Source organism: Variovorax sp. PBL-H6, from assembly GCF_901827155.1.
Lineage (GTDB): Bacteria > Pseudomonadota > Gammaproteobacteria > Burkholderiales > Burkholderiaceae_C > Variovorax.
Genome location: NZ_LR594659.1, coordinates 4532462 through 4557903, shown reverse-complemented (window position 1 = coordinate 4557903; position 25442 = coordinate 4532462). Strand labels below are relative to the sequence as shown.

At 67.9% G+C, this 25442-nt stretch carries 27 protein-coding genes; 8 read left to right on the top strand and 19 right to left on the bottom strand.

The genetic code is table 11. The features are described 5' to 3' along the window. Nucleotides 1-30: 30 nt before the first annotated feature. The 6 genes from G3W89_RS21565 to G3W89_RS21540 all read left to right on the top strand — a co-directional run bounded on the left by G3W89_RS21565 (nt 31) and on the right by G3W89_RS21540 (nt 7636). Complete coding sequence (locus tag G3W89_RS21565; RefSeq protein WP_162576087.1) at nt 31-1029, top strand: zinc-dependent alcohol dehydrogenase; 999 nt, start codon at nt 31-33, stop codon at nt 1027-1029. A 30-nt stretch (nt 1030-1059) separates the two neighbouring features. Further along, nucleotides 1060-1458 carry a 6-pyruvoyl trahydropterin synthase family protein gene (locus tag G3W89_RS21560; protein ID WP_162576086.1) on the top strand — a complete coding sequence of 133 codons (399 nt, stop codon included), beginning with the start codon at nt 1060-1062 and terminating at the stop codon, nt 1456-1458. Next, nucleotides 1455-2531, top strand: coding sequence for a glycosyltransferase family 4 protein (locus G3W89_RS21555; protein ID WP_162576085.1), 1077 nt, complete (start codon nt 1455-1457; stop codon nt 2529-2531). The genes G3W89_RS21560 and G3W89_RS21555 overlap by 4 nt, the downstream gene beginning before the upstream one ends. Next, nucleotides 2528-3397, top strand: coding sequence for a class I SAM-dependent methyltransferase (locus tag G3W89_RS21550; protein ID WP_162576084.1), 870 nt, complete (start codon nt 2528-2530; stop codon nt 3395-3397). The genes G3W89_RS21555 and G3W89_RS21550 overlap by 4 nt, the downstream gene beginning before the upstream one ends. A gap of 240 nt (nt 3398-3637) precedes the next feature. After that, nucleotides 3638-5605, top strand: coding sequence for a WD40/YVTN/BNR-like repeat-containing protein (locus G3W89_RS21545; protein ID WP_162576083.1), 1968 nt, complete (start codon nt 3638-3640; stop codon nt 5603-5605). Between the two features lie 36 nt (nt 5606-5641). After that, nucleotides 5642-7636 (top strand): WD40/YVTN/BNR-like repeat-containing protein, encoded by a 1995-nt coding sequence (locus G3W89_RS21540; protein ID WP_162576082.1) that lies wholly within the window; start codon nt 5642-5644, stop codon nt 7634-7636. 15 nt (nt 7637-7651) lie between these two features. On the opposite strand, the gene G3W89_RS21535 is transcribed toward G3W89_RS21540, so the two are convergent. Further along, nucleotides 7652-8563: a dihydrofolate reductase family protein gene (locus G3W89_RS21535; protein WP_162576081.1), complete on the bottom strand. Its 912-nt coding sequence runs from the start codon at nt 8561-8563 to the stop codon at nt 7652-7654. After that, nucleotides 8560-9441, bottom strand: a complete 882-nt coding sequence (locus G3W89_RS21530; RefSeq protein ID WP_162576080.1) for a hypothetical protein — start codon at nt 9439-9441, stop codon at nt 8560-8562. Before G3W89_RS21530 ends, G3W89_RS21535 begins: the two co-directional genes overlap by 4 nt. A 264-nt stretch (nt 9442-9705) precedes the next feature. Here G3W89_RS21530 and G3W89_RS21525 point away from each other — a divergent pair, with 264 nt between their 5' ends. Next, the gene (locus G3W89_RS21525; RefSeq protein ID WP_162576079.1) at nt 9706-10935 is read left to right on the top strand and encodes an NAD(P)/FAD-dependent oxidoreductase; all 1230 of its coding nucleotides are present in this window, start codon (nt 9706-9708) and stop codon (nt 10933-10935) included. Between the two features lie 15 nt (nt 10936-10950). Here the strand turns inward: G3W89_RS21525 and G3W89_RS21520 are convergent, their stop codons facing one another. The 3 genes from G3W89_RS21520 to G3W89_RS21510 form a co-directional block, all read right to left on the bottom strand. Next, complete coding sequence (locus G3W89_RS21520) at nt 10951-11190, bottom strand: hypothetical protein (RefSeq protein ID WP_162576078.1); 240 nt, start codon at nt 11188-11190, stop codon at nt 10951-10953. Between the two features lie 85 nt (nt 11191-11275). Further along, entirely contained in the window at nt 11276-12736 is a 1461-nt protein-coding gene (locus G3W89_RS21515; protein WP_162576077.1) for a DHA2 family efflux MFS transporter permease subunit, read from the bottom strand. Nucleotides 12737-12913: 177 nt separating this feature from the next. After that, a complete protein-coding gene (locus tag G3W89_RS21510; protein WP_162576076.1) occupies nt 12914-13231 on the bottom strand; it encodes a thrombospondin type 3 repeat-containing protein in 318 nt (105 codons plus the stop codon). Nucleotides 13232-13402: 171 nt separating this feature from the next. On the opposite strand from G3W89_RS21510, the gene G3W89_RS21505 reads away from it, so the two are divergent. Beyond that, on the top strand, nt 13403-13591 hold the full coding sequence (locus tag G3W89_RS21505) for a hypothetical protein (RefSeq protein ID WP_162576075.1): 189 nt from the start codon (nt 13403-13405) through the stop codon (nt 13589-13591). Nucleotides 13592-13600: 9 nt separating this feature from the next. On the opposite strand, the gene mnhG is transcribed toward G3W89_RS21505, so the two are convergent. From mnhG to G3W89_RS21435, 14 genes are all read right to left on the bottom strand, one after another. Further along, nucleotides 13601-13951, bottom strand: a complete 351-nt coding sequence (gene mnhG, locus G3W89_RS21500; protein ID WP_162576074.1) for a monovalent cation/H(+) antiporter subunit G — start codon at nt 13949-13951, stop codon at nt 13601-13603. Further along, on the bottom strand, nt 13948-14226 hold the full coding sequence (locus G3W89_RS21495; RefSeq protein WP_162576073.1) for a K+/H+ antiporter subunit F: 279 nt from the start codon (nt 14224-14226) through the stop codon (nt 13948-13950). Before G3W89_RS21495 ends, mnhG begins: the two co-directional genes overlap by 4 nt. After that, complete coding sequence (locus tag G3W89_RS21490; RefSeq protein ID WP_162577589.1) at nt 14223-14714, bottom strand: Na+/H+ antiporter subunit E; 492 nt, start codon at nt 14712-14714, stop codon at nt 14223-14225. Before G3W89_RS21490 ends, G3W89_RS21495 begins: the two co-directional genes overlap by 4 nt. Then, on the bottom strand, nt 14714-16423 hold the full coding sequence (locus G3W89_RS21485) for a monovalent cation/H+ antiporter subunit D (protein WP_162576072.1): 1710 nt from the start codon (nt 16421-16423) through the stop codon (nt 14714-14716). Before G3W89_RS21485 ends, G3W89_RS21490 begins: the two co-directional genes overlap by 1 nt. Then, the gene (locus G3W89_RS21480) at nt 16420-16773 is read right to left on the bottom strand and encodes a Na+/H+ antiporter subunit C (RefSeq protein ID WP_162576071.1); all 354 of its coding nucleotides are present in this window, start codon (nt 16771-16773) and stop codon (nt 16420-16422) included. The genes G3W89_RS21485 and G3W89_RS21480 overlap by 4 nt, the downstream gene beginning before the upstream one ends. Next, nucleotides 16773-19712 carry a monovalent cation/H+ antiporter subunit A gene (locus G3W89_RS21475; protein WP_162576070.1) on the bottom strand — a complete coding sequence of 980 codons (2940 nt, stop codon included), beginning with the start codon at nt 19710-19712 and terminating at the stop codon, nt 16773-16775. Before G3W89_RS21475 ends, G3W89_RS21480 begins: the two co-directional genes overlap by 1 nt. A gap of 43 nt (nt 19713-19755) precedes the next feature. Then, nucleotides 19756-20130, bottom strand: coding sequence for a fluoride efflux transporter CrcB (gene crcB / locus G3W89_RS21470; protein WP_174258275.1), 375 nt, complete (start codon nt 20128-20130; stop codon nt 19756-19758). Nucleotides 20131-20150: 20 nt separating this feature from the next. Then, entirely contained in the window at nt 20151-21452 is a 1302-nt protein-coding gene (locus G3W89_RS21465) for a TRAP transporter large permease (protein ID WP_162576069.1), read from the bottom strand. Further along, nucleotides 21445-21954 (bottom strand): TRAP transporter small permease, encoded by a 510-nt coding sequence (locus tag G3W89_RS21460; protein WP_162577587.1) that lies wholly within the window; start codon nt 21952-21954, stop codon nt 21445-21447. Before G3W89_RS21460 ends, G3W89_RS21465 begins: the two co-directional genes overlap by 8 nt. Nucleotides 21955-21969: 15 nt before the next feature. Further along, entirely contained in the window at nt 21970-22938 is a 969-nt protein-coding gene (locus G3W89_RS21455) for a TRAP transporter substrate-binding protein (RefSeq protein WP_162576068.1), read from the bottom strand. Nucleotides 22939-23112: 174 nt separating this feature from the next. Beyond that, nucleotides 23113-23469 (bottom strand): ComEA family DNA-binding protein, encoded by a 357-nt coding sequence (locus G3W89_RS21450; protein WP_162576067.1) that lies wholly within the window; start codon nt 23467-23469, stop codon nt 23113-23115. 128 nt (nt 23470-23597) lie between these two features. Continuing rightward, nucleotides 23598-24782, bottom strand: coding sequence for a lipopolysaccharide assembly protein LapB (gene lapB / locus G3W89_RS21445; RefSeq protein WP_162576066.1), 1185 nt, complete (start codon nt 24780-24782; stop codon nt 23598-23600). Beyond that, on the bottom strand, nt 24772-25089 hold the full coding sequence (locus G3W89_RS21440; RefSeq protein ID WP_162576065.1) for a LapA family protein: 318 nt from the start codon (nt 25087-25089) through the stop codon (nt 24772-24774). The genes lapB and G3W89_RS21440 overlap by 11 nt, the downstream gene beginning before the upstream one ends. Before the next feature lie 32 nt (nt 25090-25121). Further along, nucleotides 25122-25442: an integration host factor subunit beta gene (locus G3W89_RS21435; RefSeq protein WP_068685143.1), complete on the bottom strand. Its 321-nt coding sequence runs from the start codon at nt 25440-25442 to the stop codon at nt 25122-25124.

The following is a 25442-nucleotide window of genomic DNA, read 5'->3' as shown; positions in this document are numbered from 1 at the left end:
TCGCCGCCGCAAGCGGCCGAGCGAAGGAGCATGCCAGCAAATCACTCTCGCGTCGCCCCTGGCGAGTCCCGGGCCTGCTGGGTCGAGGCGCCGGGCCGCGCCGGCCTGCGGCAGGCTGCGCTGGCTGCGCCCGGACCTGGCGATGTACTGGTGCGCGCGCTGCACAGCGGCATCAGTCGCGGAACCGAGCTGCTGGTGCTTCGCGGCGAGGTGCCCGAAAGCGAGTACGAGCGCATGCGCGCGCCTTTCCAGGAAGGCAGTTTTCCTGCACCGCTCAAGTACGGATATGCCAGCGTAGGCGTGGTCGAGCAGGGGCCGCCGCCGCTGCTGGGGCGCGCGGTGTTCTGCCTTTATCCGCACCAGACCCGCTACGTCGTGCCCGCCGAGGCGGTGCATCCGCTGCCTGAAGGCTTGCCGCCTGCGCGCGCCGTGCTCGCGGCCAACATGGAGACGGCCGTCAACGCGCTATGGGACGCGGCGCCGCGCGTCGGCGATCGCATCGCAGTCGTGGGCGCGGGCGTGGTGGGGCTGCTCGCGGCCTGGCTGGCCGGACGCATGCCGGGTTGCGAGGTCGAGGTCATCGACACGAATCCCCAGCGCCGCGCCGTGGCCGAGCGGCTGGGCCTCGTCTTCGCGAGCCCGCAGTGCGCGCGTCCCGATGCGGACCTGGTCATCCATGCCAGCGGCAACGCCGAAGGGCTGGCCACCGCGCTTCGGCTTGCCGCCTTCGAGGCCACGGTGCTCGAGATGAGCTGGTACGGGCGGCAGGCGGTCACGCTGCCGTTGGGCGAAGCTTTTCATTCGCGGCGGCTCACGCTCAGGAGTTCGCAGGTCGGGCAGGTCGCGTTGCCGCAGCGGGCGCGCTGGAGCCATGGCCGCCGTCTGGCGCTGGCGCTGGCGCTGCTGCGCGATCCGGCCCTCGATGCGCTGCTGACCGATACCGCGCCCTTCGACGAGCTGCCCGCGGTGCTGGAGCGGCTGGCTGCCGGCGCGCCGCAGACCTTGTGCCATCGAATCGATTACCCCTGAGTTCTTCGCTCACTCCATTGCAAGGAAACCATGTACAGCGTCAATGTCCGCGACCATTTCATGATTGCCCACAGTTTCCGCGGCGCGGCCTTCGGGCCTGCACAGCGCCTGCATGGCGCGACCTATGTGGTCGACCTGGAGATGCGCCGCGCCGAGCTCGACGTCGACGGCATGGTGGTCGACATCGCGCGCGCCACCGAGGTCCTGCGCAGCGTGCTGGCCGAGCTCAACCTGCGCAACCTCGATGACGACCCGGCCTTCGAGGGCCGCAACACCACGACCGAGTTCATGGCCCGCGTGATCTTCGAGCGCGTGGCCGCCCGCATCGCCGCCGGCGAGCTCGGGCCCCATGCGAGCGGACTGGCGGGCCTGCGCGTGCGGCTCAACGAATCGCACGTGGCCTGGGCGGCGTACGAGGCGGTGCTTTGACGGGGGAAGGCCGCTGCAGCTTCCTGGTGCCGGGGGACCTCGGCACCCGCACCGGCGGCTACGCCTACGACCGGCACATCATCGAGGGATTGCGTGCGCGGGACTGGGCAGTCGAGGTGCTGTCGCTGGGCGACGGCTATCCGGCGCCGGATGCCGCCGCACTGGCGCGCGCCGCACAAGTCGTCGAGGCGCTGCCGGACGGCGCGCTCGCCGTGGTCGATGGCCTGGCCTTCGGTGTCCTGCCGGAGCTCGTGCGTGAGCATGCGCAGCGGCTGGACTGGGTCGCGCTGGTGCACCATCCGCTGGCGCTCGAAACGGGGCTGGATGCCGATCGGCAGCGAGCGCTGTTCGACAGCGAGCGGCGTGCACTCGCCCATGCGCGCGGGGTCATCGTGACCAGCCCGTCCACGGCGCGCGCGCTGGCGGACTTCGATGTCGTGCCGTCGCGCATCGTGGTGGTTGAGCCGGGGACCGAGCCGGCGCCGCCGGCGTCGGGCTCGGGCGGCGATGTCCTGTCGCTGCTGTGCGTGGCGACCGTGACGCCGCGCAAGGGCCACGTGCTGCTGGTCGAGGCGCTGGCCGGATTGAAGGATCGGCACTGGGTCCTGCACTGCGCTGGCAGCCTGGTGATGGACGCCGCCTGCAGCTCCGCGCTCGTGCAGGCCATCGACGCCCACGGCCTGCGCGAGTGCGTGCTGCTGCATGGCGAGCTGGACGAGCCGGGCCTGCGCGCGCTCTACGCCCAGGCCGACGCTTTCGTGCTGCCTTCGTTCCACGAGGGTTACGGCATGGCGCTGGCCGAGGCGCTGGCGCATGGGCTGCCGGTGATCAGCACGCGTGCGGGGGCCATCCCCGACACCGTGCCGGATGCGGCGGGCATGCTGGTGACGCCTGGCGATGTCGGCGAGCTGCGCGACGCGCTGCAGCGCCTGATGGACGATGCGCCGTGGCGTGCGCAGCTTGGTGCCGCAGCGCGGGCCGCTGGCGGCCGCCTGCCTGGCTGGGCGCAAAGCAGCGCGCGCTTCGCATCTGTGCTCGCGGGCTTTCGGCGGCAGGCGGTGGCCAGGCCATGACAGGCTTCAGTGCCGACTGGCTCGCGCTGCGCGAGCCTTTCGATCTTGCGGCGCGTGCCGAATCCGCTGCGACGCTGGACTTGCGCGGCATGGCGGGGCGGATGCGCCACGATGCGCGTCCGCTCGATGTCCTGGACCTGGCTTGCGGCACCGGCGCCAATCTGCGCGCGCTGGCGCCAAGCTTGGGCGGTGCGCAACGCTGGCTGCTGGTCGACCATGATCCGCGGCTCCTGGCTGCGCTGCCGGGTGCCTTTGCGGCGTGGGCGCACGCGCAGGACCTGATCTTGCGCACCGATGACCAACGCCTTCACGTCGAAGGGTTGGATTGGAATGCAGAGGTGCGATGGCAGCGCGCCGATCTCGCGAGCGCGCTGGACGCAGTGCCCTTTGCGGGTGCGCAGCTCGTCACCGCGGCGGCGTTGCTGGACCTTGTTTCCGCATCCTGGCTCGATGCGCTTTTCGATCGGGTGTGCAAGGCGAACGCGGCGGCGTTCTTCGCGCTCAGTGTCGATGGGCGCGTGAGCTGGGACCCTGTCGTCGAAGAGGATGAAGCCGTCGACCGGCTGTTTGCGGCGCACCAGCGGCGTGACAAGGGCTTTGGTGCTGCGCTCGGCGGCAAAGCTCCGGCGGCAGCGGCAGCTCGCCTGGCTGCCGAGGGTTGCCGCGTCACCTTGTCGGACAGCGATTGGCGCATCGAGGAGATGCGCATGCTGCAGGCCATGATCGACGGCGTGGGCAGCGCTGCGCTGGAACAGGCTCCGAGCGCGCACGCGCTCGTTCAGGCGTGGCAGGTGAAACGGCGGGCGCTAGCGCCACGCAGCTGCCTGCGCGTCGGTCATACAGACCTTCTGATGCTGCCGGCGTAGACGCCCACCAAGCGCCAAAGCAACGTCTCCATCGCGAGGCCGGGCCAGGTGCGAAATGCGCTGCCAATGGCCTGACCCTGCCTGCCTGAACTCTCGCTTTTTCTGTCGAAATAGAGGCAAAGCGATCCGTAGTCACAAGAATCGTCGTTGCTTCGACTGGCCTGCGCACGCGAAGGCCTGGAAGGGGTGGGCGCGGTGGCCGAGGTGCCGCGCGCCCTCTTTATTTCTCAGGATCGAGTCATGCGAACTTCTTATGCCCTCACCGGGTCCCTGATACTGTCCTTGCTGCTGAGCGCCTGCGGCGGCGGTGGCAGCAATGGCAGCGAACTGGCTGCGCTGGCCGCGCTCGCAGCCGTGGGCACAGCCACGAGCACAAGCACCGGGGCGAGCACCGTCGATCCAGGCACCGACGGAACCAGCACCGACGCCCTCGGAGCCAACACCGACACCGGAGCAAGCACCGGCACCGGAACCACCACGGACACCAGCGGAACAAGCACCATCAAGATCAATACGCTGCTGGCCGTGAACGTCGAGGAGTCCGGCCTCCATTGCGCCAGTGGCGGTGTGCGTATCGACGCGGGGCTGGACAGCGATGGCAACGGCCAGCTTTCGGCTAGCGAGGTCGGGAGCGCCCAGTACATGTGCCAGGGTGCTGCTGGCCCGTCCGGCACGCTGGTGCAAATGCGCGACGAACCCCGCGGCGCACATTGCGCGGACGCCGGCAAGGCGATTCACGTGGGCATCGACGGCGACGGCAACCGCATGCTCGACGACGCCGAGATCAGCAGCACGGGCTACGTGTGCAACGGCACGGACGGCACCATTGCCGCCAGCGGATTGAACATGCTGGCGAGCGTTGTCAGCGACGCCGCGGCGGCGAATTGCGCTGGGGGCAGCAAGGTCATTGCAGGGTTGGACAGCAACGCGAACGGCATGCTGGATGCGGATGAAATCAGCGCCACGAGCTACATCTGCAACTGCGCCGGAGGCCCCCAAGTCGACGTCACCGGTGCGGCGGTGCAGGCGCAACCCAATACGTGCTACATCGCCCGCAACGCCACGGCGCAGGTGGTGGTGACATTGCCCGCCAATCCGGTCATCGGCGACGTGGTGCGCGTCCGCGGTGCCGGCATGGGCGGCTGGAAGGTCGCGCAGAACCCCGGGCAGTCGGTAGACACGAAGAACCTGGGCGGTATGGCGGGGGCCAACTGGACCATGCGCGAATCCAACCTGCCCTGGACGACCAGCAATCCGTTTGGCGATGCCCCTTTTGACCGGCGTCGTGTCGTCTTCTCGGCTGACGGCAGCAAGCTGGCGGCGTCGGTGTTCGACGGCCAGATCTATACATCGACCGACAGCGGCGCGAGCTGGACGGCGCACGAGTCCGATCGAGCTTGGCAGTCCATCGCCTCCTCGGCCGACGGCACAAAGCTGGTGGCGGCGGACGGCAGACTCGGTCAGATCTACACCTCGACCGACAGTGGCGTCAGCTGGACGGCGCGGGATTCCGGTCGGCGATGGTCTTCTGTAGCCTCGTCCGCCGACGGCAGCAAGCTGGTCGCGGCGCCGGAGCAGAATGGCCAGCTCTACACCTCCACCGACAGCGGCGTCAGCTGGACGGCACGCGGGCCCAGTCGAAGCTGGACTTCCGTGGCCTCGTCCGCCGACGGCAGCAAGCTGGTCGCGGCAGCAAGTAGCCAGCTCTACACCTCCACCGACAGCGGTATCAGCTGGACGGCGCGCGAGTCCGCCCAGGCCTGGACCTCGGTGGCTTCGTCGGCGGACGGCAGCAAGCTGGTGGCGGTGGCATCCTTGGGCCGGATCTACACCTCTACCGACAGCGGCGTGAGCTGGACGGCCCGTGGTGAGTCCGACCAGCAATGGTCATCCGTGGCCTCCTCTGGAGATGGCAGCAAGCTGGTGGCGGTAGCGGTCGGCGGCCAGATCTACACCTCGATCGACAGCGGCGTGAGCTGGACTGCGCGCGAATCCAACCGCATCTGGTATTGGGTGGCTGCCTCGGCCGACGCCAGCAGGATGGTGGCGATCGCGGACGGCTTTCAGATCTTCATGTCCGAAGCCTCGACCACCCTGGGTGCGGGAGGCTCGATCAGCGGCAGTTCGTCCGATTCCATCGACCTGCGATATGCCGGCAACGGTGTGTTTGCCGTGCTGAGCCACGAGGGCAGCCTGACGACTCAATAGGCCGAGCTGCCGCCGCCCCTTTCTCAGGATCTAGTCATGCGAACCGCGTATCTTTCCATTCCGGCCTTGATGGTTTTCTTGCTGCTGAGCGCTTGCGGTGGGGGCGGCGCGAGCGATGGAAGCGGGTTGGCTGCCATCGCTGCCCTGGAAGTTGCAGGCACCGGCACCGCCGGCAGCGGCAGCGCGGGGACGAACACCAGCACCAGCACCGCCGGCATCAAGACATTGGTGTCGGTGAACGCCGAAGTGACTGGCGCGAACTGCGCCAGTGGCGGCGTGCGCATCGAAGCAGGTCCGGACAGCGACGGCAGCGGCGTGCTCACGGCCAGCGAGGTCGGCAGCACCCAGTACGTGTGCCACGGTGCAGCGGGCACCTCCGGCAGCCCTGGCGCCACCGGGCTCTCGGGAGTGGCGGGCGGCAATGGCCTGAGCACGCTGGTGCAGATGCGCGACGAACCGAGCGGGGCGAACTGCGCGGCCGGCGGCAAGGCGATCGACGCGGGCGTGGACGGCAATGCCAACGGGCTGCTCGAAGCGGCAGAGATCGGCAGCACCGGCTATGTGTGCGATGGCATCCGCGGCGCGAACGGCAGAGATGGCGCCAACGGTGTTGACGGCACGAGCGGCACCAATGGCACCAACGGTACGAATGGCACCAGCGGAGCGGAGGGCGCCAATGGCACGGACGGGCTGAACACGCTGGTGAACATCGTCAGTGAGCCCGCGGGCGCGAACTGCATCTACGGCGGCAGGAAGGTCGAGGGGGGCCTGGACCGCAACCACAGCGGCGTGCTCGACGTGGGCGAAGTCGGCACCACGAACTACATCTGCAATGGCGCGCCCGGCGCCACGCTCGCCTGGGTCGACGTCACCGGCACCGCGGTGCAGGCGCAACCCAACACGGGCTACGTCGCGCGCAACGAGACGGCGCAGGTGGTGCTGACCTTGCCGGCCAATCCCGCCATCGGCGACGTGGTGCGCGTCAGCGGTGTCGGCGTGGGCGGCTGGCGGATTGCGCAGAACGCCGGGCAGTCGGTGTACACGAAGAGCCTGGGCGGCATGGCCGGCGTGACCTGGACGGAGCGCGAGTCCGATCAACGCTGGCGTGCCGTGGCCTCGTCGGCCGACGGCAGCAAGCTGGTGGCGGCGGTGGACGGCGGCAAGATCTACACCTCGACCGACAGTGGGGTGAGCTGGACGGCACGCGAGGTCGTTGGCGAATGGCGGTCGGTGGCCTCGTCGGCTGACGGCAGCAAGCTGGTGGCAGTGGCATACCGCGGCAAGATCTACAACTCGACCGATGGCGGCGCGAGTTGGACCCCGCACGAGTCCGATCGACAGTGGTGGTCGGTGGCCTCGTCGGCCGACGGCAGCAAGCTGGTGGCGGTGGTGCTGTTCGGGGGGATCTACACCTCGATCGACGGCGGCGAGAGCTGGACGGCAAGCGGCTTCGGCTTCGGTCTGAATTGGCGTGCCGTGGCCTTGTCGGCCGATGGCAGCAAGCTGGTCGCGGTGGAGTACGGCGGTCGGATCTACACCTCGATCGACAGCGGCGTGAGCTGGACAGCAGGCAACGACGATCGGTGGTGGGCGTCGGTGGCCACGTCGGCCGACGGCAGCAGGCTGGTGGCGGTGGAGGAGGGGGGCCCTATCTACACCTCCAGCGACGGTGGTGCGAGCTGGACGGAGCGCGAGTCCCCTCGATCTTGGCAGTCGGTGGCCTCATCGGCCGACGGCAGCAGGCTGGTGGCGCTGGTCTACCCCGGTCAGATCTACACCTCGATCGACAGTGGTGCGAGCTGGACGGAGCGCGCGTCGACTCGAGATTGGTTTGCCGTGGCCTCTTCGGCCGATGGCAGCAAGCTGGCGGCGGCAGTGATGGGCGGTCAGATCTACACTTCCTCCATCTCGACCACTTCGGGTGCCGGTGGTTCGATCAGCGGTTCCGCGTTCGACGCCGTCGAACTGCAGTACGTGGGTCGCGGCATGTTCACCGTTCTGAGCCACGAGGGCAGCCTGACGATCCAATAGCCGCCGCGTTCGCCGTCAGCGCGCCGGCTGCAGATCCAGGTCCCACAGCACATCCGCTCCCATGCGGAACACACGGGCAGGAGGCCGTGGGCAATCGCGCATCGCCGCGCTGCCCGGGAGCGCCAACCCCGGCCGCCCGCTGCCGATGAGCACCGGCGCGACGCTGAGGTGCAGCCGGTCCATGCACCCCTGCGCAATGAAGCGCGAGACGGTAATGCCCCCGCCCTCGACGAAGAGCACCCGCAGGCCGCGCTGCTGCAAGGCCGGCAGCAGCACGCGCAGGTTGGGCGGGCCGCCGGCGTTGCTCATCAGGCCGGGCAGGCCCAGCACCTGCTCGGCGCCCACGCGCTGCGCCGCCTCTGCCGCACGTGTGGCATCGCAGACCAGCAGCGTGGGAGCCTGCCGGTCCGACAGCGCGCGCAGCGTCGGCACCACTCGTAGCGACGGGTCGATCAGTACGCGCACCGGGTGCTCGCCCGCGACGCGGCGCGTGGTGAGCTGCGGGTTGTCGATGGTGGCGGTGCCGGCGCCCACGATCACGGCGTCGCACAGCGCTCGCAGCCGGTGCAGATGTACCAGCGCCTCGGGCCCGTTGACGAAGTTGGAATCACCCCCACGCGTCGCGATGCAGCCGTCGAGACTCTGGCCCAGCTGCCCGATCACCCACGCGGCACCTTCGGGCGGCCGGTCGAGCACGGGCTTGAGCAGCGCGAAGAGCTCGATGGCTTCTTCGTCCCATGCGTCCTCGTGAAGCACGAAGCCGCGCGTGGGATGCCATGCGAAGTGCCGTGTCGCATCGGGTAGCGGCCTTGGCCGCAGGCCGCGGCGATGGCGAACGATATCCAGGCACAGGGGCCACAGCGCATCGATGCCGGGCAGCGTTGACAGGGTCCGCATCAGGGATGGGCGCAGGTTGCGGGCATTCACCACCTGGGCTTGTAGTAGGGGTCGTCCATCGTAGCTCCTGGCGCATCGGTAGCGCCGCTGTGCGCCAGGGCGAACGCGGCGGCGACCCAGACGAGCGCGACGGCAGCGACGATCAGCGGTTCGACCCAGGTCCTGGCGGTCGCGATGGCGGGTGCAGCCGGGCGTCGCAGGCGCCGGCGGGTCCAGCGCACCAGCGGCCCGGACGTGAAGGCGCCGGCCAGTAGCAGCAGTGGCTGCGGCCGGGCCTCCGTCAGCAGCGCCGTGGCCAGCATCAAGGCCAGCCATGCCAGCACCGCCACTATTGCGCCGCTCGCGCCGAAGGCGATCCGCACGAAAGGCCAGAGCCACAGCGCGCCGCCCGCCACCGCGGCGGCGAGCGCCAGGCTCGCCTCGAAGAGCAGCGCCGAACCCGAGCGCATGGCGATGGCGGCCAGCCCGAGGCTCGCGATCACCAGCACCGCGGCCGCGTCGGCGCGGGCCGCGTGCTCGCGCAACACGGCGCGGATCACCGCCAGGCCCAGCAGCCAGAGGCCGATCATGAGCGGCAGCGGCTGGGCGGCCAAGGTTGCGAGGGCCAGCGCCCACAGGAGGCCGGCAGCCAGCCACTCCGTCCGGCGGCTGGCATGCAGCGCCTCCAGCCCCAGCCCCACCAGGGCTGCCGCGACGTAGATCCAGGGCAGCCGCTCGGTCAACGCGTCGGGCGGCAACTGCCAGCCGAGCAGCCACACGGCCGCACCGACGATGGCCACGGCCACGCCCGCGGCTGCCCAGCGCCGTCCCTGCACGCCGCCTAAAGCGCCGCGCAGCATGCCTGTCACCGTGAACGCGACGAGCAGCGGCATCAGCAGGCTCTGGAACAGGGGATGGTGAAGATCCATCGTCTCGTTATGACGGGTAGGCCGATATCCGTCAATGCTCGCGTTCCCACGACCAGCGGCTGGATGGGCTCTCGCGAGCATGTAGCTAGAGTCTTTGCCTGCCAACGGCGTGGTCCTTTTTCGGAAGGCATGTCCCCGAAGGGGGCCACGCGATGCGAAGGGCGCTGAAGGACAATCCCACATGCGAAGCCGTTTCGCCTTTGCGCCGAAGCCCTCCGGGCAAGCTGGAGCGGAACGAGCCGCCCTCAACAACGAGAGACCTCCATGAGTTCAGGCCAAGACATCGTGATCATCGGCGGCGGCCATGCCGCTGCGCAGCTGTGCGCCGGACTGGCCGAGGCCGGGCAGGGCGCCCGCGTGCACCTGGTGTGCGAGGAAGACAGCATTCCCTACCACCGCCCGCCGCTGTCCAAGACCTTCCTCAAGAGCCCCGAAGAGGCGCCGCAGCTGCACCGTGCCGAGGCCTGGTATGCGGAGGCCGGCATCACGCTGCACCTGGGCGATCCGGCGCTTTCGATCGATCGTGCGGCGCGCACCGTCACCTTGCGCTCCGGCGCGGTGCTGGGCTGGGAGCGGCTGGTGCTCGCCACCGGTACGCGCGCGCGACGCCTGCCGGCGCTGGTTGGGTTGTCGAACGTGGCGCTGCTGCGGGCAGCGGACGAGGCGGCGCAGTTGCGCTCGATGCTCGGCACCGCGCAGCGGGTGATGGTGCTGGGCGGCGGCTTCATTGGGCTGGAGGTGGCGGCCACGGCCCTGGCGCTGGGCAAGCAGGTGACGGTGCTTGAAAGTGCGCCGCGCCTGCTGAGCCGGGCGGTGTCGCCTGCGCTGTCGGAGCATGTGCTCGCGACACATCGCGCCGCCGGCATGGACATTCGCATCGGCGTGAAGACCGGTGCCTGGCAGACCGACGGGAAGCGCCTCTCCGCCATCGAGGTCGACGGCGAGGCGCTCCCGGTAGACCTGCTGATGGTCGGCATCGGCGCCGTGCCGGAGACCGCATTGGCACAGGCCGCCGGTCTTGAATGCGCCGACGGCATCGTGGTCGATGCCTACATGCAGACCAGCGACGAGGCGGTGCTCGCGGTAGGTGACTGCACGCGTTTCCCGGACCGGCGCGCCGGCCAGGCGCTGCGGCTCGAGTCGGTGCAGAACGCCAACGATCAGGCGCGCACGGCCGTGGCGACCCTGATCGGTGCGGCGCGCCCGCACGACGCCGTGCCATGGTTCTGGTCCGATCAGGGCAGCCTGCGCTTGCAGATGGCCGGGCTGGTGCCGGCGGAAGGCACGCCCGGCGCGAGCACGGTGCGCCGCCCGGGCGCGAACGCGGCGGCCTTCTCGCTGCTGCACTATGTGGATGGCGTGTTGCGTTGCGTGGAATCAGTCAACGCGCCTGTCGACCACATGATGAGCCGCAAGCTGCTGGAAGCCGGGCGCAACCCAGACCCGGCGGTGGCATCGGACCCCGCCGTGCCCTTGAAGACGCACCTGGCCTAGCGCCCGCTGGCGAGCCTAGCTGCTGGCCGCCGCGGTGCGTTTGCTGGTGCGCTCTTCGGCAGCGGCGTTGCGGCGCAGTTCCGCATCCATGGCGCGCGTGCCGGCGGCGAGCGCGGCCTCGTAGGTGTCATAACCATCTTCGGCGGCTTTCAGGACCTTCTGCGGCGTGCCGCCGTCATCGGTCTGCAGCAATGTCCAAACGAAGGAGCCGGGTGCCGCCTCGTCAATGGTGAGTTTGAGGGGAGGGTGTTTCATGGCTCATTCATGGTGAGCGGCGGAGTGCTCGAATTCTGTAGGCGAAGTTCCAACGTCGTAGCGGTTACACGATGGGCACCTGTGCTCAACTCGTTCGTCCCGCCTCTGCCTGCTGCTTGCCGCCGATGGCCGCGGCCTGCGTTCCGGCGCGCAGCAGCAGCGCGCCCAGCAGCGCCGCCCCCGCCGCGAACGCGGCGCCGACCACGAAGGCCAACTGGTAACCGCCCACCAGCGCGGGCAGCGGTCCGGCGCCAGCTGCGGCCATGCCCTCGGTGCGAGCCGAAGCCAGGCTCGCCAGCACGGCCAGGCCCAAAGCGCCGCCCATCATGAATGCGGTGTTGACGATGCCGGAGGCCAGGCCCGATTCACTCGGTGCAACGTCGCTCATCGCGACCAGCAGCATGGGATTGAGCGCGATGCCGGCGCCCAGGCCAAGCAGTGTCATGCCGGGCATCACGTGCAGCAGGAAACTGCCTTGGACCGGCGCGCCAGCAAAGAGCAGCAGGCCCGCTGCGGCCAGCAGCAGCCCGAATGCCAAGGGGCCGCGGTTGCCGAAGCGCATCACCAGTCTGGCCGACAGGCCAAGCGAAAAGGCGGCCATGATCAGGTTGGCCGGCAGGAAGGCCAGCCCCACCTGCATCGGGCTGTAGCCCAGTACGAGTTGCAGGTAGAGCGCCGAGATGAAGAACCAGGCGAACATCGCGGCGGCCCAGAGCACGCCCATCACATTGGCGACGGCGACGTTGCGCAGCCCGAACAGGCGCAGCGGCATCAGCGGGTGGCGAACGCGCGCCTCGATGGCGATGAACGCTGCCAGCAGCAGCGCGGCGAGGCCGAGCAGGCCGAGTGTCTGCATGGAGGTCCAGCCGGCCTCGTTGCCGTTGACGATGGCATAGACCGCCAGCATCAGCGAAGCGGTGACCGAGAGCGCGCCGGCGACGTCGAGCCGCTCGCCGGCCGCCTGGCCAGGCAGGTGTGGCAGCAGTGCCAGGCACAGCGAATAGACAGCCACGCCGATCGGCAGGTTGACGAGAAAGATCCAATGCCAGCTCAACGTATGTGTCAGCAAGCCGCCGAGCAGCACGCCGATGCTGCCGCCGCCGGCGCACACGAAGCCGTAGACACCCATCGCCTCGGCGCGTTCGGCCGGCTCGGTGAACAGGTTCATGATCAGCGAGAGCGCCACCGCCGAGACCACGGCGCCGCCCAGGCCTTGGACCGCGCGCGCCGCGATCAGCAGCGCCTGCGAGTTCGACAGGCCGCAGGCAAGTGAAGCCAGCGTGAACAAGGTGATGCCGGCGAGGAACAGCCGGCGGTGCCCGAAGAGGTCGCCCAGTCGGCCGCCCAGCAGCAGGAAGCCGCCGAAGGTCAGCATGTAGGCATTGATGACCCAGACGAGCGAGGTCTCGCTGAAGCCGAGATCGGAACGGATGGAGGGAAGGGCGACATTCACGATCGTGGTGTCGAGCACGATCATGAGCACGCCAAGGCAAAGGACCATCAGCGCCAGCCAGCGCCGGCGCCCTTCCATGTGTTTCCGGTTCATGTTGTTGTGATTTGTGGATGGTGTACACAAACCATATCAAAGATGCTGGACGGCGTCCACATCTTGCGGAGATTTCGAGGCGCTGCACCCGTGAGGCGTGTTCGCCTTTGTGGTTGCCGTGCCGTGCCGCTGGCGCTGGCGACAGGGTGGGGGCGCCGCGGCCCCTTGGCGCCCGGCTCAGTACCTGTAGGGGTTGTTCGGCCGGCGGTCGTAGTAGTTGGGCACGCCGTCGCCGTCGCGATCACGGTCGTAGCGGTTCGGCACGCCATCGCGATCGTTGTCGCGCCAGCCGCGTTCACGGTGGTAATAGCGGCGGTCGTCATAGTGGCGCGGCGGGGGTGCGTAGTAGGCCCGCGGCGGCGGAGGCGGCGCGGGAACGACGATCACCCGGTTGTCGTAACCGTAGCGGCCATCATGTGCATGGGCCGGCGCGGTGGCGAAGGCGCCGAGCGAGAGCAACGCAGCGGCGCCGACAGCGAAAGAGATCTTCTTCATGCGAGCTCCTAATGGTTCAACGAAGTGCCTTCATCGTGCGCCGCCTGTGTGAAGCAGCGGTAAGTCGAAGGCGAATTCTTGTATAGCCGTGTCACCCTTCCAGACAACGCCGCTGCAAAAATGAACGCCTACGTTCGCATTATTTGTTTACATATAGCTAAAATGTATTACATGAATACAGATCGAGACAACTTCCACGACTGGGCACGGGAGAAGACCGACAACAGCTTCGACAAGATGACGCCGCTCGAGCGTTACGAGGAAGCGGACCCGGAGGCCGTCGGCTGGGGACGCGTGGTCCTCCTTGCGCTGGTGGGCGGCGGCCTGGTTGCCGGATTCAAGTGGTTTGCCGGGCTTTGAGCATCAGCTTCAGCCACTCCTGGGCGGCACGCCGCCGCCTTTTTGGCGCTCCCGAAACAATGCGGCGCGCATCAGGAAGATGGTCGTGACGGGCGCACTGAGCGCGACGAAGAAAGCGATCAGCACCGCATGGAGGAAGAGCTGTGCCCCTTGCACCGAGAAGTAGACGGTCGTTGCCAGCGTGATGCACCACGTGCCGAGCGTGGAGCCCAGCGTGGGCGCGTGAATGCGCCTGAAGAAGGTGGGAAGCCGCACCAGCCCGAAGGAGCCGATCGCGGCGAAGGCGGCGCCGGCGACGGCGAACACTGCGGTCAGGATCTCGGCCCAAAGCGGCAGCGGGCCCGCAATGAATTGGTTCATTCGATCACCTCGCCGCGCAGCAGGAATTTGGCGAGCGCGGTGGAGCCGACGAAGCCGAACAGAGCGATCAGCATCGCTGCCTCGAAGTACACGTTGCTGGCGTAGACGATGCCGAGCACCAGCATCATGAGCATGCCGTTGATGTAGAGGCAGTCCAGCGCCATGACGCGGTCCTGCGCGGTGGGACCGATGAGCAGCCGCGCCAGCGCGCAGAGCATGGCCACGGCGAGCAACAGCAGCGCCAGCTTGAGTGCCCAGAGGAGTACCGGAGTCATGATTCGAAGATCTCCATCAGTGGACGCTCGTAGCGGGTCTTGATCATCTCGATGAAGGCCGCCGCGTCGTCCTCGTCGAAGACGTGGATCAGCAGGGTCGCGCGGTCCAGCGCGATCTCGCCCCAGGCCGTGCCGGGCGTGAGGCAGAGGATCATCGCCAGCGTGGCGAGCGCGTTGGGATCTCGCATCGCGAGCGGTACGTGCACGAAGCGAGGCGACATCTCGCTGCTGCGGCGGGTGAGGAGCAGGCGGGCGACGGTGAACGCCGAAACCACGAGGTCGAAGGCCACCACGCCGCCCAGCCGTATTGCCAGGAAGGGCTTGCGCATCTTCACGCGCGCGGGCCGCAGGCTTTGCGTCAGCAGCGGGACTGCGATCGCGAGCAGGGCCGCGAGCAGCAGCGTGGCCGCATGCAGCGACTGGTTCAGCAGCAGCCAGACGACGAAAAGCGCCAGCGACAGCAGCGGCGAGGGCAGCCAACGCTTGATCATGGCGCGGAGTCTCCCTTGGAGAGGGTCGTCGGGCCGGGCCGCTGACGGGCACCGAACACGGCTTCGCGATAGGCGCGGGGGGAACGCAGCCCCTGGGCGGTGGCGCTGGCGTGCTGCATGACGGGCTCGGCCATCAGCGTGAGCGCCAGGCAGGCAGCCAGCAGCGCCGCCACCGGAAGCACCTCGAGCGCACGCAGCGCGGGCAGGGTTCCGTGCGGCTGGGTCCAGAAATGGCGGATCCCGGTGCGGCTCAGCGCGATCAGCGTGAGAAACCCGGAGGCGAGCAACAGCGCGGTGAAAGCCCAGTCGGCCGGCGCGAGGGCGCGCGCTCCGCCCAGAAGGCCCGAGAGCATCGCGAACTTGCCGACGAAGCCCGACAGGGGCGGCAAGCCCGCCAGCAGCAGCGTGCATCCGAGAAAGCTGAAGCCCAGAAAGGCAATGCCGGCGGGAATGGCCCGGCCGTAGAGTGCCTGCGCCTCGTCGTCGAGGTTGACCTCTTCCAGGTTGCTCAGGTCTTCCGCGAGGAAAGGCGCGCCGCCGGATGTCTCGTGCGGCGCGATGCTCAGGCCGGCGTTGCGCCAGCGCTCGATCATGTCGATCAGCAGGAAGAAGGCGCTGACTGCCAGCGTGGAGCTCAACAGGTAGTAGAGCGCGCCGGCCCAGACCGATGGCTGGCCGAGGCCGATCGCCGTCAGCAGCGTGCCGGCGGACACCAGCACGCTGAAGCCGGCCAGGTTGGACAGGCGCTGCGTGCCGACGATGCCGAGCGCACCACAAAACAAGGTGGCCAGTCCGATCGCGATCAGCGCTCCTTGTCCGAACAGCGCCGAGCTGCCTGCGTCGGGAGCGAACAGCAGAGTCCACAGCCGCAGCAGCGTGTAGATGCCGAGCTTGGTGAGCAGCGCGAACACCGCGCCCACCGGCGACACTGCGGCGCTGTAGGCCGGCACCAGCCAGAAGTTGAGCGGCCAGGCGCCGGCCTTGGCGAAGAAGGCCGTGGCAAGGATGGCCGCCGCCGCGTGCACCAGCCCGCGATCGGCCGGCGCCAGCTGCGCGATGCGCAGCCCAAGATCGGCCATGTTGAGGGTTCCCGTCGCCCCGTAGAGCAGGGCCGCGCCGACCAGGAACAGCGATGAGGCCGCGAGGTTGATCGCCACGTAGTGCAGGCCGGCCTGCACGCGCAGTCGGCCGGAGCCATGCAGCAGCAGGCCGTAAGAAGCAGCCAGCATGACCTCGAAGAAGACGAAGAGGTTGAACAGGTCGCCGGTGAGGAACGCGCCGTTGAGGCCCATGAGCTGCAGCTGCAGCAACGGGTGGAAATGCACGCCCGCGCGGTCCCAGCGCGAGGTGGAATAAATCGAGGCGCAGAAGGCGACCACGCCGGTGAGCGCGACCATCAGGGTCGAGAGCCGGTCGGCCACCAGCACGATGCCGAAGGGCGCGCGCCAGTTGCCGGGCAGGTAGACCCCGATCGAACCGGGACCACTCCCGGTCCCCGCGGCGTTGACCCAGCGCAGCAGAGCCAGTGCGGCCAGAAGGCCCAGCAGGCCCGAGACCACGCTCAGGAAGGATTTGGTGCGACGGCGGTCCTCGCCCATGATGAGCATCAGCGCGGCCGTGAGGAGCGGCAGCAGGATCGGCACCGCGACCAGGTGCGGCATGCTGAACTCGAGCAGGCGGTCGAGGAAGGAGACGAGGCCCGTCATTCCCTGAGCTCCTTCGCTTCTTCACCGTCCACGTGGTCGGTGCCGCTGAGCCCGCGCGAGGCCAGCAGCACGACCAGGAACAGTGCCGTCATCGCGAAGCCGATCACGATGGCGGTCAGCACCAGCGCCTGCGGCATCGGATCGGCTGTGTTGGCCAGGGTGGCGGCAAGGCCGGGGACCAGCACCGGCTCGCTGTCGACCTTGACGCGGCCCATGCTGAAGATGAAGAGGTTGACGCCGTAGGAGATCAGTGTGAGGCCCATGATCACCTGGAAGGTGCGCGGGCGCAGCAGCAGGTACACACCCGAGCCGGTGAGGACGCCGATCGCAATGGCGAGCACGGCTTCCATCAGGCGGCGCCCTTCGCTTGGAGCGCGGCGCGCTCGGCTTCCTTCTCCGCCTGTTCATCGGCCCAGCGATGGCTGCGGATGGATTGGTGCGCCAGCGCCGTGAGGATCAGCATCGTCGCGCCGAGCACGAGCGCGAACACGCCGATGTCGAAGAAGAGGGCGCTCGGCACGTGCACTTCGCCGAGCACCGGCAGGTGCAGGTGCGCGGTGTGCGTGGTGAGGAAGGGATAGCCGAAAGGCAGGGCGCCCGAGCCGGTGGCCAGTGCCAGCAGCAGGCCGAGGGCGATCCAGCGGCGTGGATAGATGCGCAGGTGTTCCTCCACCCATTCGGCACCCGAGACGATGAACTGGAGCAGGAGCGCCACCGACATCACCAGCCCGGCGACAAAGCCGCCGCCCGGCTGGTTGTGCCCGCGCATGAAGAAATAGACCGACACCAGCGCGGCCAGGGGCAGCAGAAAGCGCACCAGCACGGCCGGCACCATCAGGTAGCCGATGGCCGTGTCCGGGGCGCGGCGCGGGTTGAGCAGATCGCTGCTGCCGTCATCGGGTTGAGCCCGCTGCTGTGCGGGCAAGGCCATCGATTCGCGCGCAGGGCGGAAGCGCCGCAGCAGCGCATAGACCGTCAGCGCCACGATGCCGAGCACCGTGATTTCGCCGAAGGTGTCGAAGCCGCGGAAGTCGACCAGCATCACGTTGACCACGTTGGTGCCACCGCCTTCGGACAGCGCGCGGTCGAGGAAGAAGGGCGAGATGCTCTGTGGGAAAAGCCGGGTCATCATCGTCCATGCGAGCGCCGCCATGCCGGCACCTGCGGCGGCTGCCACCAGCAGGTCGCGCCCGCGCCGGCCCCACGGCCTGAGCCGCGCGCGCACCGGCTGCGGCTTGGCAGTACGCATCGGCAGCCAGCGCAGGCCGAGCAGGATCAGCACCATCGTCACGGTCTCGACCACCAGTTGCGTCAGCGCGAGGTCGGGCGCCGAGAACCAGATGTAAGTGGTGCAGCACACCAGGCCTGCGCCGGAGGCCAGCATCAGCGAGGCCAGGCGATGGAACTTGGCCTGCCACGCAGCCGCAAGCGCACAGGTGCAACCGATCACCCAGGTCATGGCGAACATCGGCGAGAACGGCAAGAGCTCGCGCGTGCCTCGGCTCGCCGGCGTGAGCCAAAGCGATGCCCCGGCTCCCGCCACCGCCACCACGACGAGCAGCAGCAACTGCATCTGCATGCGCCGCGTTCCCAGCACGCGGCGGCTGCGCCTGCCGGCCTCGCTCAGGCGGGCAATGAGGTTTTCGAACATGCGCTGACCGTCGAAGCGATGCAGCAGAGGGGTATGTTCGAGCGCTCCGTGCGCGCGGCCTCGCCGCTGCAGCAGGTAGAGCCCGGCACCGCCGACCAGCGCGACAGCGCTCATTGCGAACGGAAGGTTGAAGCCGTGCCACACCGCAAGGCTGTATTCGGGCAGCGTGCCGCCGACCACGGGCGCCGCGGCAGTGGCGAGAAAGCTGCCCACCGACCAGGCGGGAGCCACGCCCACCACCAGGCAGATCAGGACCAGCAGGTCGGCCGGCACGCGCATCCAGCGCGGCGGCTCGTGTGGCTGCTTCGGCACCTCGGGCCCGGGCAGTGGGCCGAAGAAGACGTCGAATACGAAGCGGGCGGAGTAGGCCACGCTGAAGACGCCGGCCAGCGTGGCAATGACGGGGAGGCTCCGGTTGACCCACGGCGTCGCCTGGATGAAGACGGTCTCGGCGAAGAACATCTCCTTCGAGAGGAAGCCGTTGAGCAGCGGTACGCCCGCCATCGACGCGCTGGCAATGATGGCCAGGGTGCCTGTGATGGGCATGAGCTTGAGCAGGCCGCTGAGCTTTCGGATGTCGCGTGTGCCGCTCTCGTGATCGATGATGCCGGCTGCCATGAAGAGCGAGGCCTTGAAGGTCGCATGGTTCATCACGTGAAAGACGGCCGCGACGGCGGCGAGCGGGCTGTTGAGCCCGAGCAGCAGCGTGATGAGCCCCAGATGCGAGATGGTCGAATAGGCGAGCAGCGCCTTGAGGTCGCGCTGGAACATCGCCACGTAGCCGCCCAGCAGCAGGGTGGTGGCGCCGGCACCGCCCACCAGCCAGAACCAAGATTCGGTGCCGGAGAGGACCGGCCACAACCGCGCCATGAGGAAGACGCCCAGCTTCACCATCGTGGCCGAATGCAGGTAGGCCGACACCGGCGTGGGTGCCGCCATGGCGCGCGGCAGCCAGAAGTGGAAAGGGAATTGAGCGCTCTTGGTGAAGGCGCCGAGCAGCACGAGCAGCAGCACCAGTGGATAGAGATGGCTGGCGCGGATCTGATCGCCGGAAGCCAGCACTGCGTCGAGCTCGTAGCTGCCGACGATGCGGCCCAGCACCAGCACCCCGGCCAGCAGGCACAGCCCGCCCGCGCCGGTGACCGTGAGCGCCATGCGCGCGCCGCGCCGCGCATCGCGGCGGTGATGCCAATAGCCGATCAACAGGAAGGAAAACAGGCTGGTGAGCTCCCAGAACAGCACCATCTGGATCAGGTTGCCCGAGAGCACCACGCCCATCATCGATCCCATGAAGGCGAGAAAGAAGGAGAAGAAGCGCGGCACCGGGTCCGAGGGTGACATGTAGTAGCGCGCGTACAGCACCACCAGTGCGCCGATGCCGAGCACGAGCATGCAGAACAGCCAGGCGAAGCCGTCCATCCGGAACACGAGGTCGAGGCCCAGCGCGGGAATCCAGCGGACCTCTTCGCGGATCACGTCGCCTGCGGCCATGCGAGGAAAGAGCCACGCCACCTGCACCGCGCAGCCCAGCGCGATCAAGCCTGCAAGCGTCGATTCCCGGTTGCGCGCATTCGACGGCAGCGAGGCCGCGATCACACTGGCGATGAAGGGAAGTGCGACGAGGAGGACAAGGGGCATCGCGTTCGATTCTATCGAGCGGCCCCCGCGCGAACCCCTTCGGTCAGGCGCCGAATTGCTGCACCGAGCGGATGCCGAGCCAGGTGAGAAAGAGCGAGCCGCCGACATGCAGCGCCGCAGTGCCCAGCGCCAGGCCCAGGCGCTCGTTCATCAGCATCGCGACGACTTCGGCCGAGAAGCTCGAAAAGGTGGTGAGCCCGCCGAGGAAGCCGGTGATGAGCAGGAGGCGCCAGGCGGGGTCGAGCTGCGGCATGGCCTGGAACACGGCGACCGCGATGCCGATCAGGTAGCCGCCGACCAGGTTGGACGCGAGGGTGCCGTAGGGGAAGGCGGTGGTCGTGAGCCAGAGGCCCAGGCCCCAGCGGCACAGGGCCCCGATCGAGGCGCCAGCGCAGATGGCGAGGACGTGCGGCAGCATGCGAGGAAGTATCTCCCCCTTCAAGGCGCCATCTGCCGCGGCAGCCAGGTGACCAGGTCGGGGGCGAAGTAGATGAGCAACACCGCCGCCATCATCAGCGCGAACATCGGCAGGGTCACGCGCGCGATGTAGAGCAGGTCCTTGCCGGTCATGCCTTGCAGCACGAAAAGGTTGAAGCCCACCGGCGGCGTGATTTGCGCCATCTCGACCACCAGCACGACGAAGATGCCGAACCACAGCGGATCGATGCCCGCCGCCAGCACCGTCGGCATCACCACGCCCATGGTCAGCACGACCATCGAAATGCCGTCGAGGAAGCAGCCGAGCACGATGTAGAACACCGCCAGCATGACCACCAGCTGGAACTTCGACAGGCCGAGCGAGCCGATCCATTCCGCAAGGTGTCTCGGGAGGCCGATATAGCCCATGGCAAGCGTGAGGAACGCGGCGCCGGCGAGGATCAGCGCCATCATGCAGTACAGGCGCGTGGCGCCCAGCAGCGAGTCCTTGAAAGTCTGCCAGTTGAGCGAGCCCTGCGCCGCCGAGATCGCCAGCGCCCCGACAACGCCGACGGCCGCAGCCTCGGTGGCGGTGGCAATGCCTGCGTAGATCGAGCCCAGTACGGCAAGGATCAGTATCGCGACAGGTATCAGGCTCAGCGATTCGCGCAGCTTCTGCACGAAGCTCATCGGCGGATCGGGCGGAGGAACGCGCTGCGGATTCATCAGTGCCCACACCGCGATATAGCCCGAGAACAGCACGGCCAGCAGGATGCCCGGCACCACGCCGGCGATGAAGAGCTTGGCGATCGACACGTCGGCGCTCACGCCATAGACGATCATGATGATGGAGGGCGGGATGAGCAGGCCCAGCGTGCCGGCCCCGGCCAGCGTGCCGATCACCATGTCGTCCGGGTAGCCGCGCCGCTTGAGCTCGGGCAGCGTCATCTTGCCGATGGTTGCACAGGTGGCGGCGCTCGAGCCGGAGACGGCTGCAAACACTGCACACCCTGCCACGTTGGTGTGCAGCAGCCGACCTGGCAGCCGCTGCATCCATGGCGCCAGGCCCTTGAACATGTCCTGCGACAGGCGGGTGCGGAAAAGCACCTCACCCATCCAGAGGAACAGGGGCAGGGCAGTGAGTGTCCAACCCGAGGCCGAACCCCAGATGGTGACCGCCATCGCATCACCTGCGGGGCGGGCGGAGAACAGCTGCATGCCGATCCACGCGACACCCGACAGCGTGAGGCCGATCCAGACACCGCTGCCGAGAATGAGGAAGAGGCTCGCGATCAGCAGCGCGGCGACGGCGATGTCATTCATGTCGGAGGGCCTCGGTGGGATCGGCCTTCATCGGCCTGCCGCGCCACTCGATCAGGAACTCGTCGACCGCGGCGACGGCGAAGATCAGCGCACCGAGCGCCATGCTCAGCTGCGGCAGCCACAGCGGCGTCGCGTCGTTGCCTGTCGAGATGTCGTTGTAGGCATGCGATTGCCATGCAAGACGTACGCTGTAGAAGGCGAAGATCGTGGCCAGCAGTGCCGCCGCTCCCGTCGCCCAGCGCTCCAGCCACTTTCGCGCCCGGTCGTTCAGGCTGCCGAGCAGCAGCGTGACACGGATGTGCTCGCCGCGTTTCAGGGTATGGGCCAGCGCCAGGAAGCCAGCGCCTGCCATCAGATAGCCGGCATAGGCATCGAGCCCCGGGATGTTGAAGTGGAGCTGCCGGCCGACGATGGACAAGAGCACCGAGGCCAGCAGACCGATCATGAAAAGCGCCGCCAGAGCGGCGGCGCTGTCGTAGAGGAAGTCGAGCGTCTTGCGCATCCGGCTCACGCGCTGCTACATCTTCTTGTAGGCGTCTACCACGGCCTGCCCTTCGGGGCCGGCCTTGTCGAGCCATTCCTTGATCATGGTGTCGCCGACCTTCTTCATGTCGGCCTTGAGCTGCGCCGACGGGGAATGGATCGTCATGCCGTTCTTCTTGAGCAGATCCAGGTATTCGACGTTCTTCTTTTTCGAAATGTCCCAGCCGCGCTTCTCGGCCTCGGCGCCAGCCTTGAGCAGTCCGTCCTGGGTGGCCTTGTCGAGCGCGTCGAAGGCCTTCTTGTTCACGAGCACCGCGTTCTTGGGTAGCCAAGCCTGCGTGTCGTAGAAGTTCTTGATGTACTCGTAGGTCTTGGTGTCGTAGCCAGTCGAACCGGAGGACATGTAGGACTCGATCACGCCTGTAGCCATGGCCTGAGACAGCTCGGCCTGTTGGACCGTGACCGGCTGGGCGCCGACCAGTTCGCCGATGCGCGCGGTTGCGGGGCTGTAGGCACGCCACTTCACGCCCTTCAGGTCGGCGGCTGAAGCGATTTCCTTCTTGACGAAGATGCCCTGGGGCGGCCAGGCCACCGAATACAGCAGCATCATCCCTTGCTCGGCCAGCTTCTTCTCGAGTACCGGCTTCTGGGCCTGGTAGAGCTTCCAGGCGGCGTCGTAGCTGTCGGCCAGGAAGGGAATGCCGTCGGTGCCGAAGATCTGCCACTCGTTCTGGTAGTTGACGAGCAGGATCTCGCCCATCTGCGCTTGTCCGCCCTGGACGGCGCGCTTGATTTCCGGTGCCTTGAAGAGAGCGGCGTTGGCATGAACGGTGATCTTGAGCTTGCCGCCGGTCGCCTTGTCGACGTCGCTCGCGAACTGCGTGATGTTCTCGGTGTGGAAGTTGGTGGCCGGGTATGCCGTGGGCAGGTCCCACTTGGTTTGCGCAAGGGCCGCTGCACCGAGGGCGAGGCCGGCGAGGGCGATGCCGAACTTGTGAATCATGGGGTCTCCAGAACGTACGGATAGAAAAGGCGTCGAGGAGCATACGTGCAAATATCGGGCCATTGCGTGGGGCTTTCCCCTGACGGCGTCTAGTGTCTCGTATGGGAGGCGCTCGCAAAAAAGCCGCCCGAGGGCGGCTTTCGACTGGATGCGGCCCGGCCGCAAGCCGGATGCTCAGGGCTTCGGGTCGGCTTTCCTTGCCGTGCCCTCGGCCTTGTCTTTCTTCGACTCGGCCTTGGCGACCCTGGTCGCCGGCGCCGCGCCGTCGAACGCTTGGCCGTTGACGGTCAGGCCCTGGGCCGACAGCTTGACAGCCGCCTTTTCCTTCACACCCTTGACCCGGCTCATCAGGTCGGGCCAGCTCTTGAAGTCTCCGCCCTTCTTTCGCTCGTCGATGATGCGCTTGGAGAGCGAAGGACCTACTCCCCGGATGGCATCGAGCTCGGCATCGCTCGCCTTGTTTGCATCGACGGCCGCCCACGAGGCAACGGCAAACAGCATGGCCATGATGGCCAGAATCTTCTTCAGCATTCTTGAAATTTCCCTGTCAATTGTGAAAGAGACGCGCCCTCGCGTCCCGCCGCATGCGGAATGCATGCGGGCTGGATTTGATCCAGAAGATCGCGAACGGTGTTGACGTTGCGACAATTTGAGGGATTTCAGAGCTCTTCCACACGCCGCGGCGGATAGCTGTCCCAGGCTTGGCAGCCGGGGCAATGCCAGAAATGCTGGTGCGCCTCGAAGCCGCAGGCGGCGCAGCGGTAGCGCATCAGCGGCCGCGTGGCCTGGTCCAGAGCCCGCTGCACCGGCTGGTGGTACTGCTCATGCGCGAAGCGCTCGCCGGCCAGCCAGCGTGCGGCCGCCACCAGCGAGGGTTGACGACTCAGGTGGGCGATGTAGCCGTCGCGCGGCTCCGGGGGTCCGGGGGCTTCCGCCGCGATGTCGTCGGGCAGCACCGGGGTGCCTCCCAGTGCCATGATGGCTTCGAGGACGTCGATGGAAGGCGACTCTGCATAGCGGCGCTGCAGCATGAGCAGTGCCTCGCCACCGTGCTGCGACGCGACCGCCGCCTGCTGGAGCATCGTGGCATAGAGCGGCAGCGCCAACGGGGCGGTCTCGCACAGCGCGGCGAGCGTGTTGTAAGCGCCGACGGAATCGCCGTTGCGCAGTTGCAGTGCGGCCGTGTCGATGGCCGGCCGCGGCGCTTGCGGCGCCAGCGCGACCGCCTGGTTCAGCAGTTGGGCCGCGGCTTGGGTATCCCCGGTAGCCACCTGCTCGGCGGCTTGCTCGCACAGGTGATGCGCGCGTCGCACGCTGTAGCTGGCCTGCTCGGCCTCGTCGAGCTTGTGCGCGACGGCAGCGGCCTGTGCCCACTCACGTGAGCGCTCGTAGATGGCAAGCAGCGCCAACCGGGCCTCGTTCTCGTAGCGGGTGCCTTCGAGCTTCTGCAGCGCGGCTTCGGCGCGGTCGAGCAGACCGGCGCGCAGGAAGTCCTGCGCCAGCGCGTGTTGTGCGCGGTCTCGATCGGCTCGGCTCAGGTCGCCCCGGCCCAGCAGGTGCTCATGCACGCGCACGGCGCGCTGGTACTCGCCGCGGCGGCGGAACAGGTTGCCGAGCGCGAAATGCAGCTCCTGTGTGTCGGGGTCGTTCTGTACGGCCTCGATGAAGGCGTCGATGGCCTGGTCCTGCTGCTCATTGAGCAGGAAGTTCAGGCCGCGGAAATAGGCTTTGGGTGCCTGAAGGTTCTCGATGCGCAGCTGACGAAGATCGAAGCGCGAAGCGAGCCAGCCCAGGATGAATGCGAGCGGCAGGCCAAGCAGCAGCCAGCTGAAATCAAAGTCCATGTTGGCGTACGGCGGGCAGGTCGGTCGCGGCGGTCGGGGGTGCGGGGGCGGCGCCTGACGTGGCAGCAGGGGCCGTTGCGCCAGGCAACTGGGCCGCTGCGCTGCGGTGCTTCCACCAGCCCGGCAGCATGCCGAGTGCGCCCACCACCAGCCCGCCGGCAAAGGCGGCGAGCACCACCAGCACCAGCGGAGCGCGCCAGGAAGTGCCGAAGAAGAAGTAGACGGTTGCGTCGTGCTGGTTGTTCAGCGCGAAAGCGAAGAGGGTAAAAAAAATGGCTGCCTTGAGCAGCCACAGGAAGTATTTCATGCGCGTCCCCGTTGGCGGGGGAATTCTATGCTTCAGCCTTCGCGTCGACGCTGCTCGGCATCCAGCTCCGCGGTGCGTGCATCGACCGCTTCCCGCAGGGCCTTGCCGGGCTTGAAGTGCGGCACGCGCTTTTCGGGGATCTGCACGCTTTCGCCCGAACGTGGATTGCGCCCAATGCGGGGTGGACGGCGATTCACCGTGAAGCTGCCGAAGCCGCGGATCTCGATGCGGTGCCCGCGCACCAGCGCGTCGCTCATTGCGTCAAGAATGGTCTTGACCGCGTATTCGGCGTCGCGGTGCGTGAGTTGCGCGAAGCGCGCGGCCAGCTCCTCAACAAGGTCTGAACGAGTCAT

Excerpts from the sequence above, each read along its gene's own strand:
- crcB (WP_174258275.1), bottom strand. The coding sequence starts at position 20,130 with ATGCTGCCGCACGTCCTCGCCATCTGCGCTGGCGCCTCGATCGGGGCC.
- G3W89_RS21475 (WP_162576070.1), bottom strand. The coding sequence starts at position 19,712 with ATGCCCCTTGTCCTCCTCGTCGCACTTCCCTTCATCGCCAGTGTGATC.
- G3W89_RS21460 (WP_162577587.1), bottom strand. The coding sequence starts at position 21,954 with ATGCGCAAGACGCTCGACTTCCTCTACGACAGCGCCGCCGCTCTGGCG.
- G3W89_RS21550 (WP_162576084.1), top strand. The coding sequence starts at position 2,528 with ATGACAGGCTTCAGTGCCGACTGGCTCGCGCTGCGCGAGCCTTTCGAT.
- G3W89_RS21485 (WP_162576072.1), bottom strand. The coding sequence starts at position 16,423 with ATGACGGGCCTCGTCTCCTTCCTCGACCGCCTGCTCGAGTTCAGCATG.
- G3W89_RS21510 (WP_162576076.1), bottom strand. The coding sequence starts at position 13,231 with ATGAAGAAGATCTCTTTCGCTGTCGGCGCCGCTGCGTTGCTCTCGCTC.
- mnhG (WP_162576074.1), bottom strand. The coding sequence starts at position 13,951 with ATGAACCAATTCATTGCGGGCCCGCTGCCGCTTTGGGCCGAGATCCTG.
- G3W89_RS21440 (WP_162576065.1), bottom strand. The coding sequence starts at position 25,089 with ATGAAATACTTCCTGTGGCTGCTCAAGGCAGCCATTTTTTTTACCCTC.
- G3W89_RS21530 (WP_162576080.1), bottom strand. The coding sequence starts at position 9,441 with ATGGATCTTCACCATCCCCTGTTCCAGAGCCTGCTGATGCCGCTGCTC.
- G3W89_RS21565 (WP_162576087.1), top strand. The coding sequence starts at position 31 with ATGCCAGCAAATCACTCTCGCGTCGCCCCTGGCGAGTCCCGGGCCTGC.
- G3W89_RS21450 (WP_162576067.1), bottom strand. The coding sequence starts at position 23,469 with ATGCTGAAGAAGATTCTGGCCATCATGGCCATGCTGTTTGCCGTTGCC.
- G3W89_RS21465 (WP_162576069.1), bottom strand. The coding sequence starts at position 21,452 with ATGAATGACATCGCCGTCGCCGCGCTGCTGATCGCGAGCCTCTTCCTC.
- lapB (WP_162576066.1), bottom strand. The coding sequence starts at position 24,782 with ATGGACTTTGATTTCAGCTGGCTGCTGCTTGGCCTGCCGCTCGCATTC.
- G3W89_RS21560 (WP_162576086.1), top strand. The coding sequence starts at position 1,060 with ATGTACAGCGTCAATGTCCGCGACCATTTCATGATTGCCCACAGTTTC.
- G3W89_RS21515 (WP_162576077.1), bottom strand. The coding sequence starts at position 12,736 with ATGAACCGGAAACACATGGAAGGGCGCCGGCGCTGGCTGGCGCTGATG.
- G3W89_RS21520 (WP_162576078.1), bottom strand. The coding sequence starts at position 11,190 with ATGAAACACCCTCCCCTCAAACTCACCATTGACGAGGCGGCACCCGGC.
- G3W89_RS21525 (WP_162576079.1), top strand. The coding sequence starts at position 9,706 with ATGAGTTCAGGCCAAGACATCGTGATCATCGGCGGCGGCCATGCCGCT.
- G3W89_RS21480 (WP_162576071.1), bottom strand. The coding sequence starts at position 16,773 with ATGGAAGCCGTGCTCGCCATTGCGATCGGCGTCCTCACCGGCTCGGGT.
- G3W89_RS21435 (WP_068685143.1), bottom strand. The coding sequence starts at position 25,442 with ATGACTCGTTCAGACCTTGTTGAGGAGCTGGCCGCGCGCTTCGCGCAA.
- G3W89_RS21505 (WP_162576075.1), top strand. The coding sequence starts at position 13,403 with ATGAATACAGATCGAGACAACTTCCACGACTGGGCACGGGAGAAGACC.
- G3W89_RS21545 (WP_162576083.1), top strand. The coding sequence starts at position 3,638 with ATGCGAACTTCTTATGCCCTCACCGGGTCCCTGATACTGTCCTTGCTG.
- G3W89_RS21495 (WP_162576073.1), bottom strand. The coding sequence starts at position 14,226 with ATGACTCCGGTACTCCTCTGGGCACTCAAGCTGGCGCTGCTGTTGCTC.
- G3W89_RS21540 (WP_162576082.1), top strand. The coding sequence starts at position 5,642 with ATGCGAACCGCGTATCTTTCCATTCCGGCCTTGATGGTTTTCTTGCTG.
- G3W89_RS21455 (WP_162576068.1), bottom strand. The coding sequence starts at position 22,938 with ATGATTCACAAGTTCGGCATCGCCCTCGCCGGCCTCGCCCTCGGTGCA.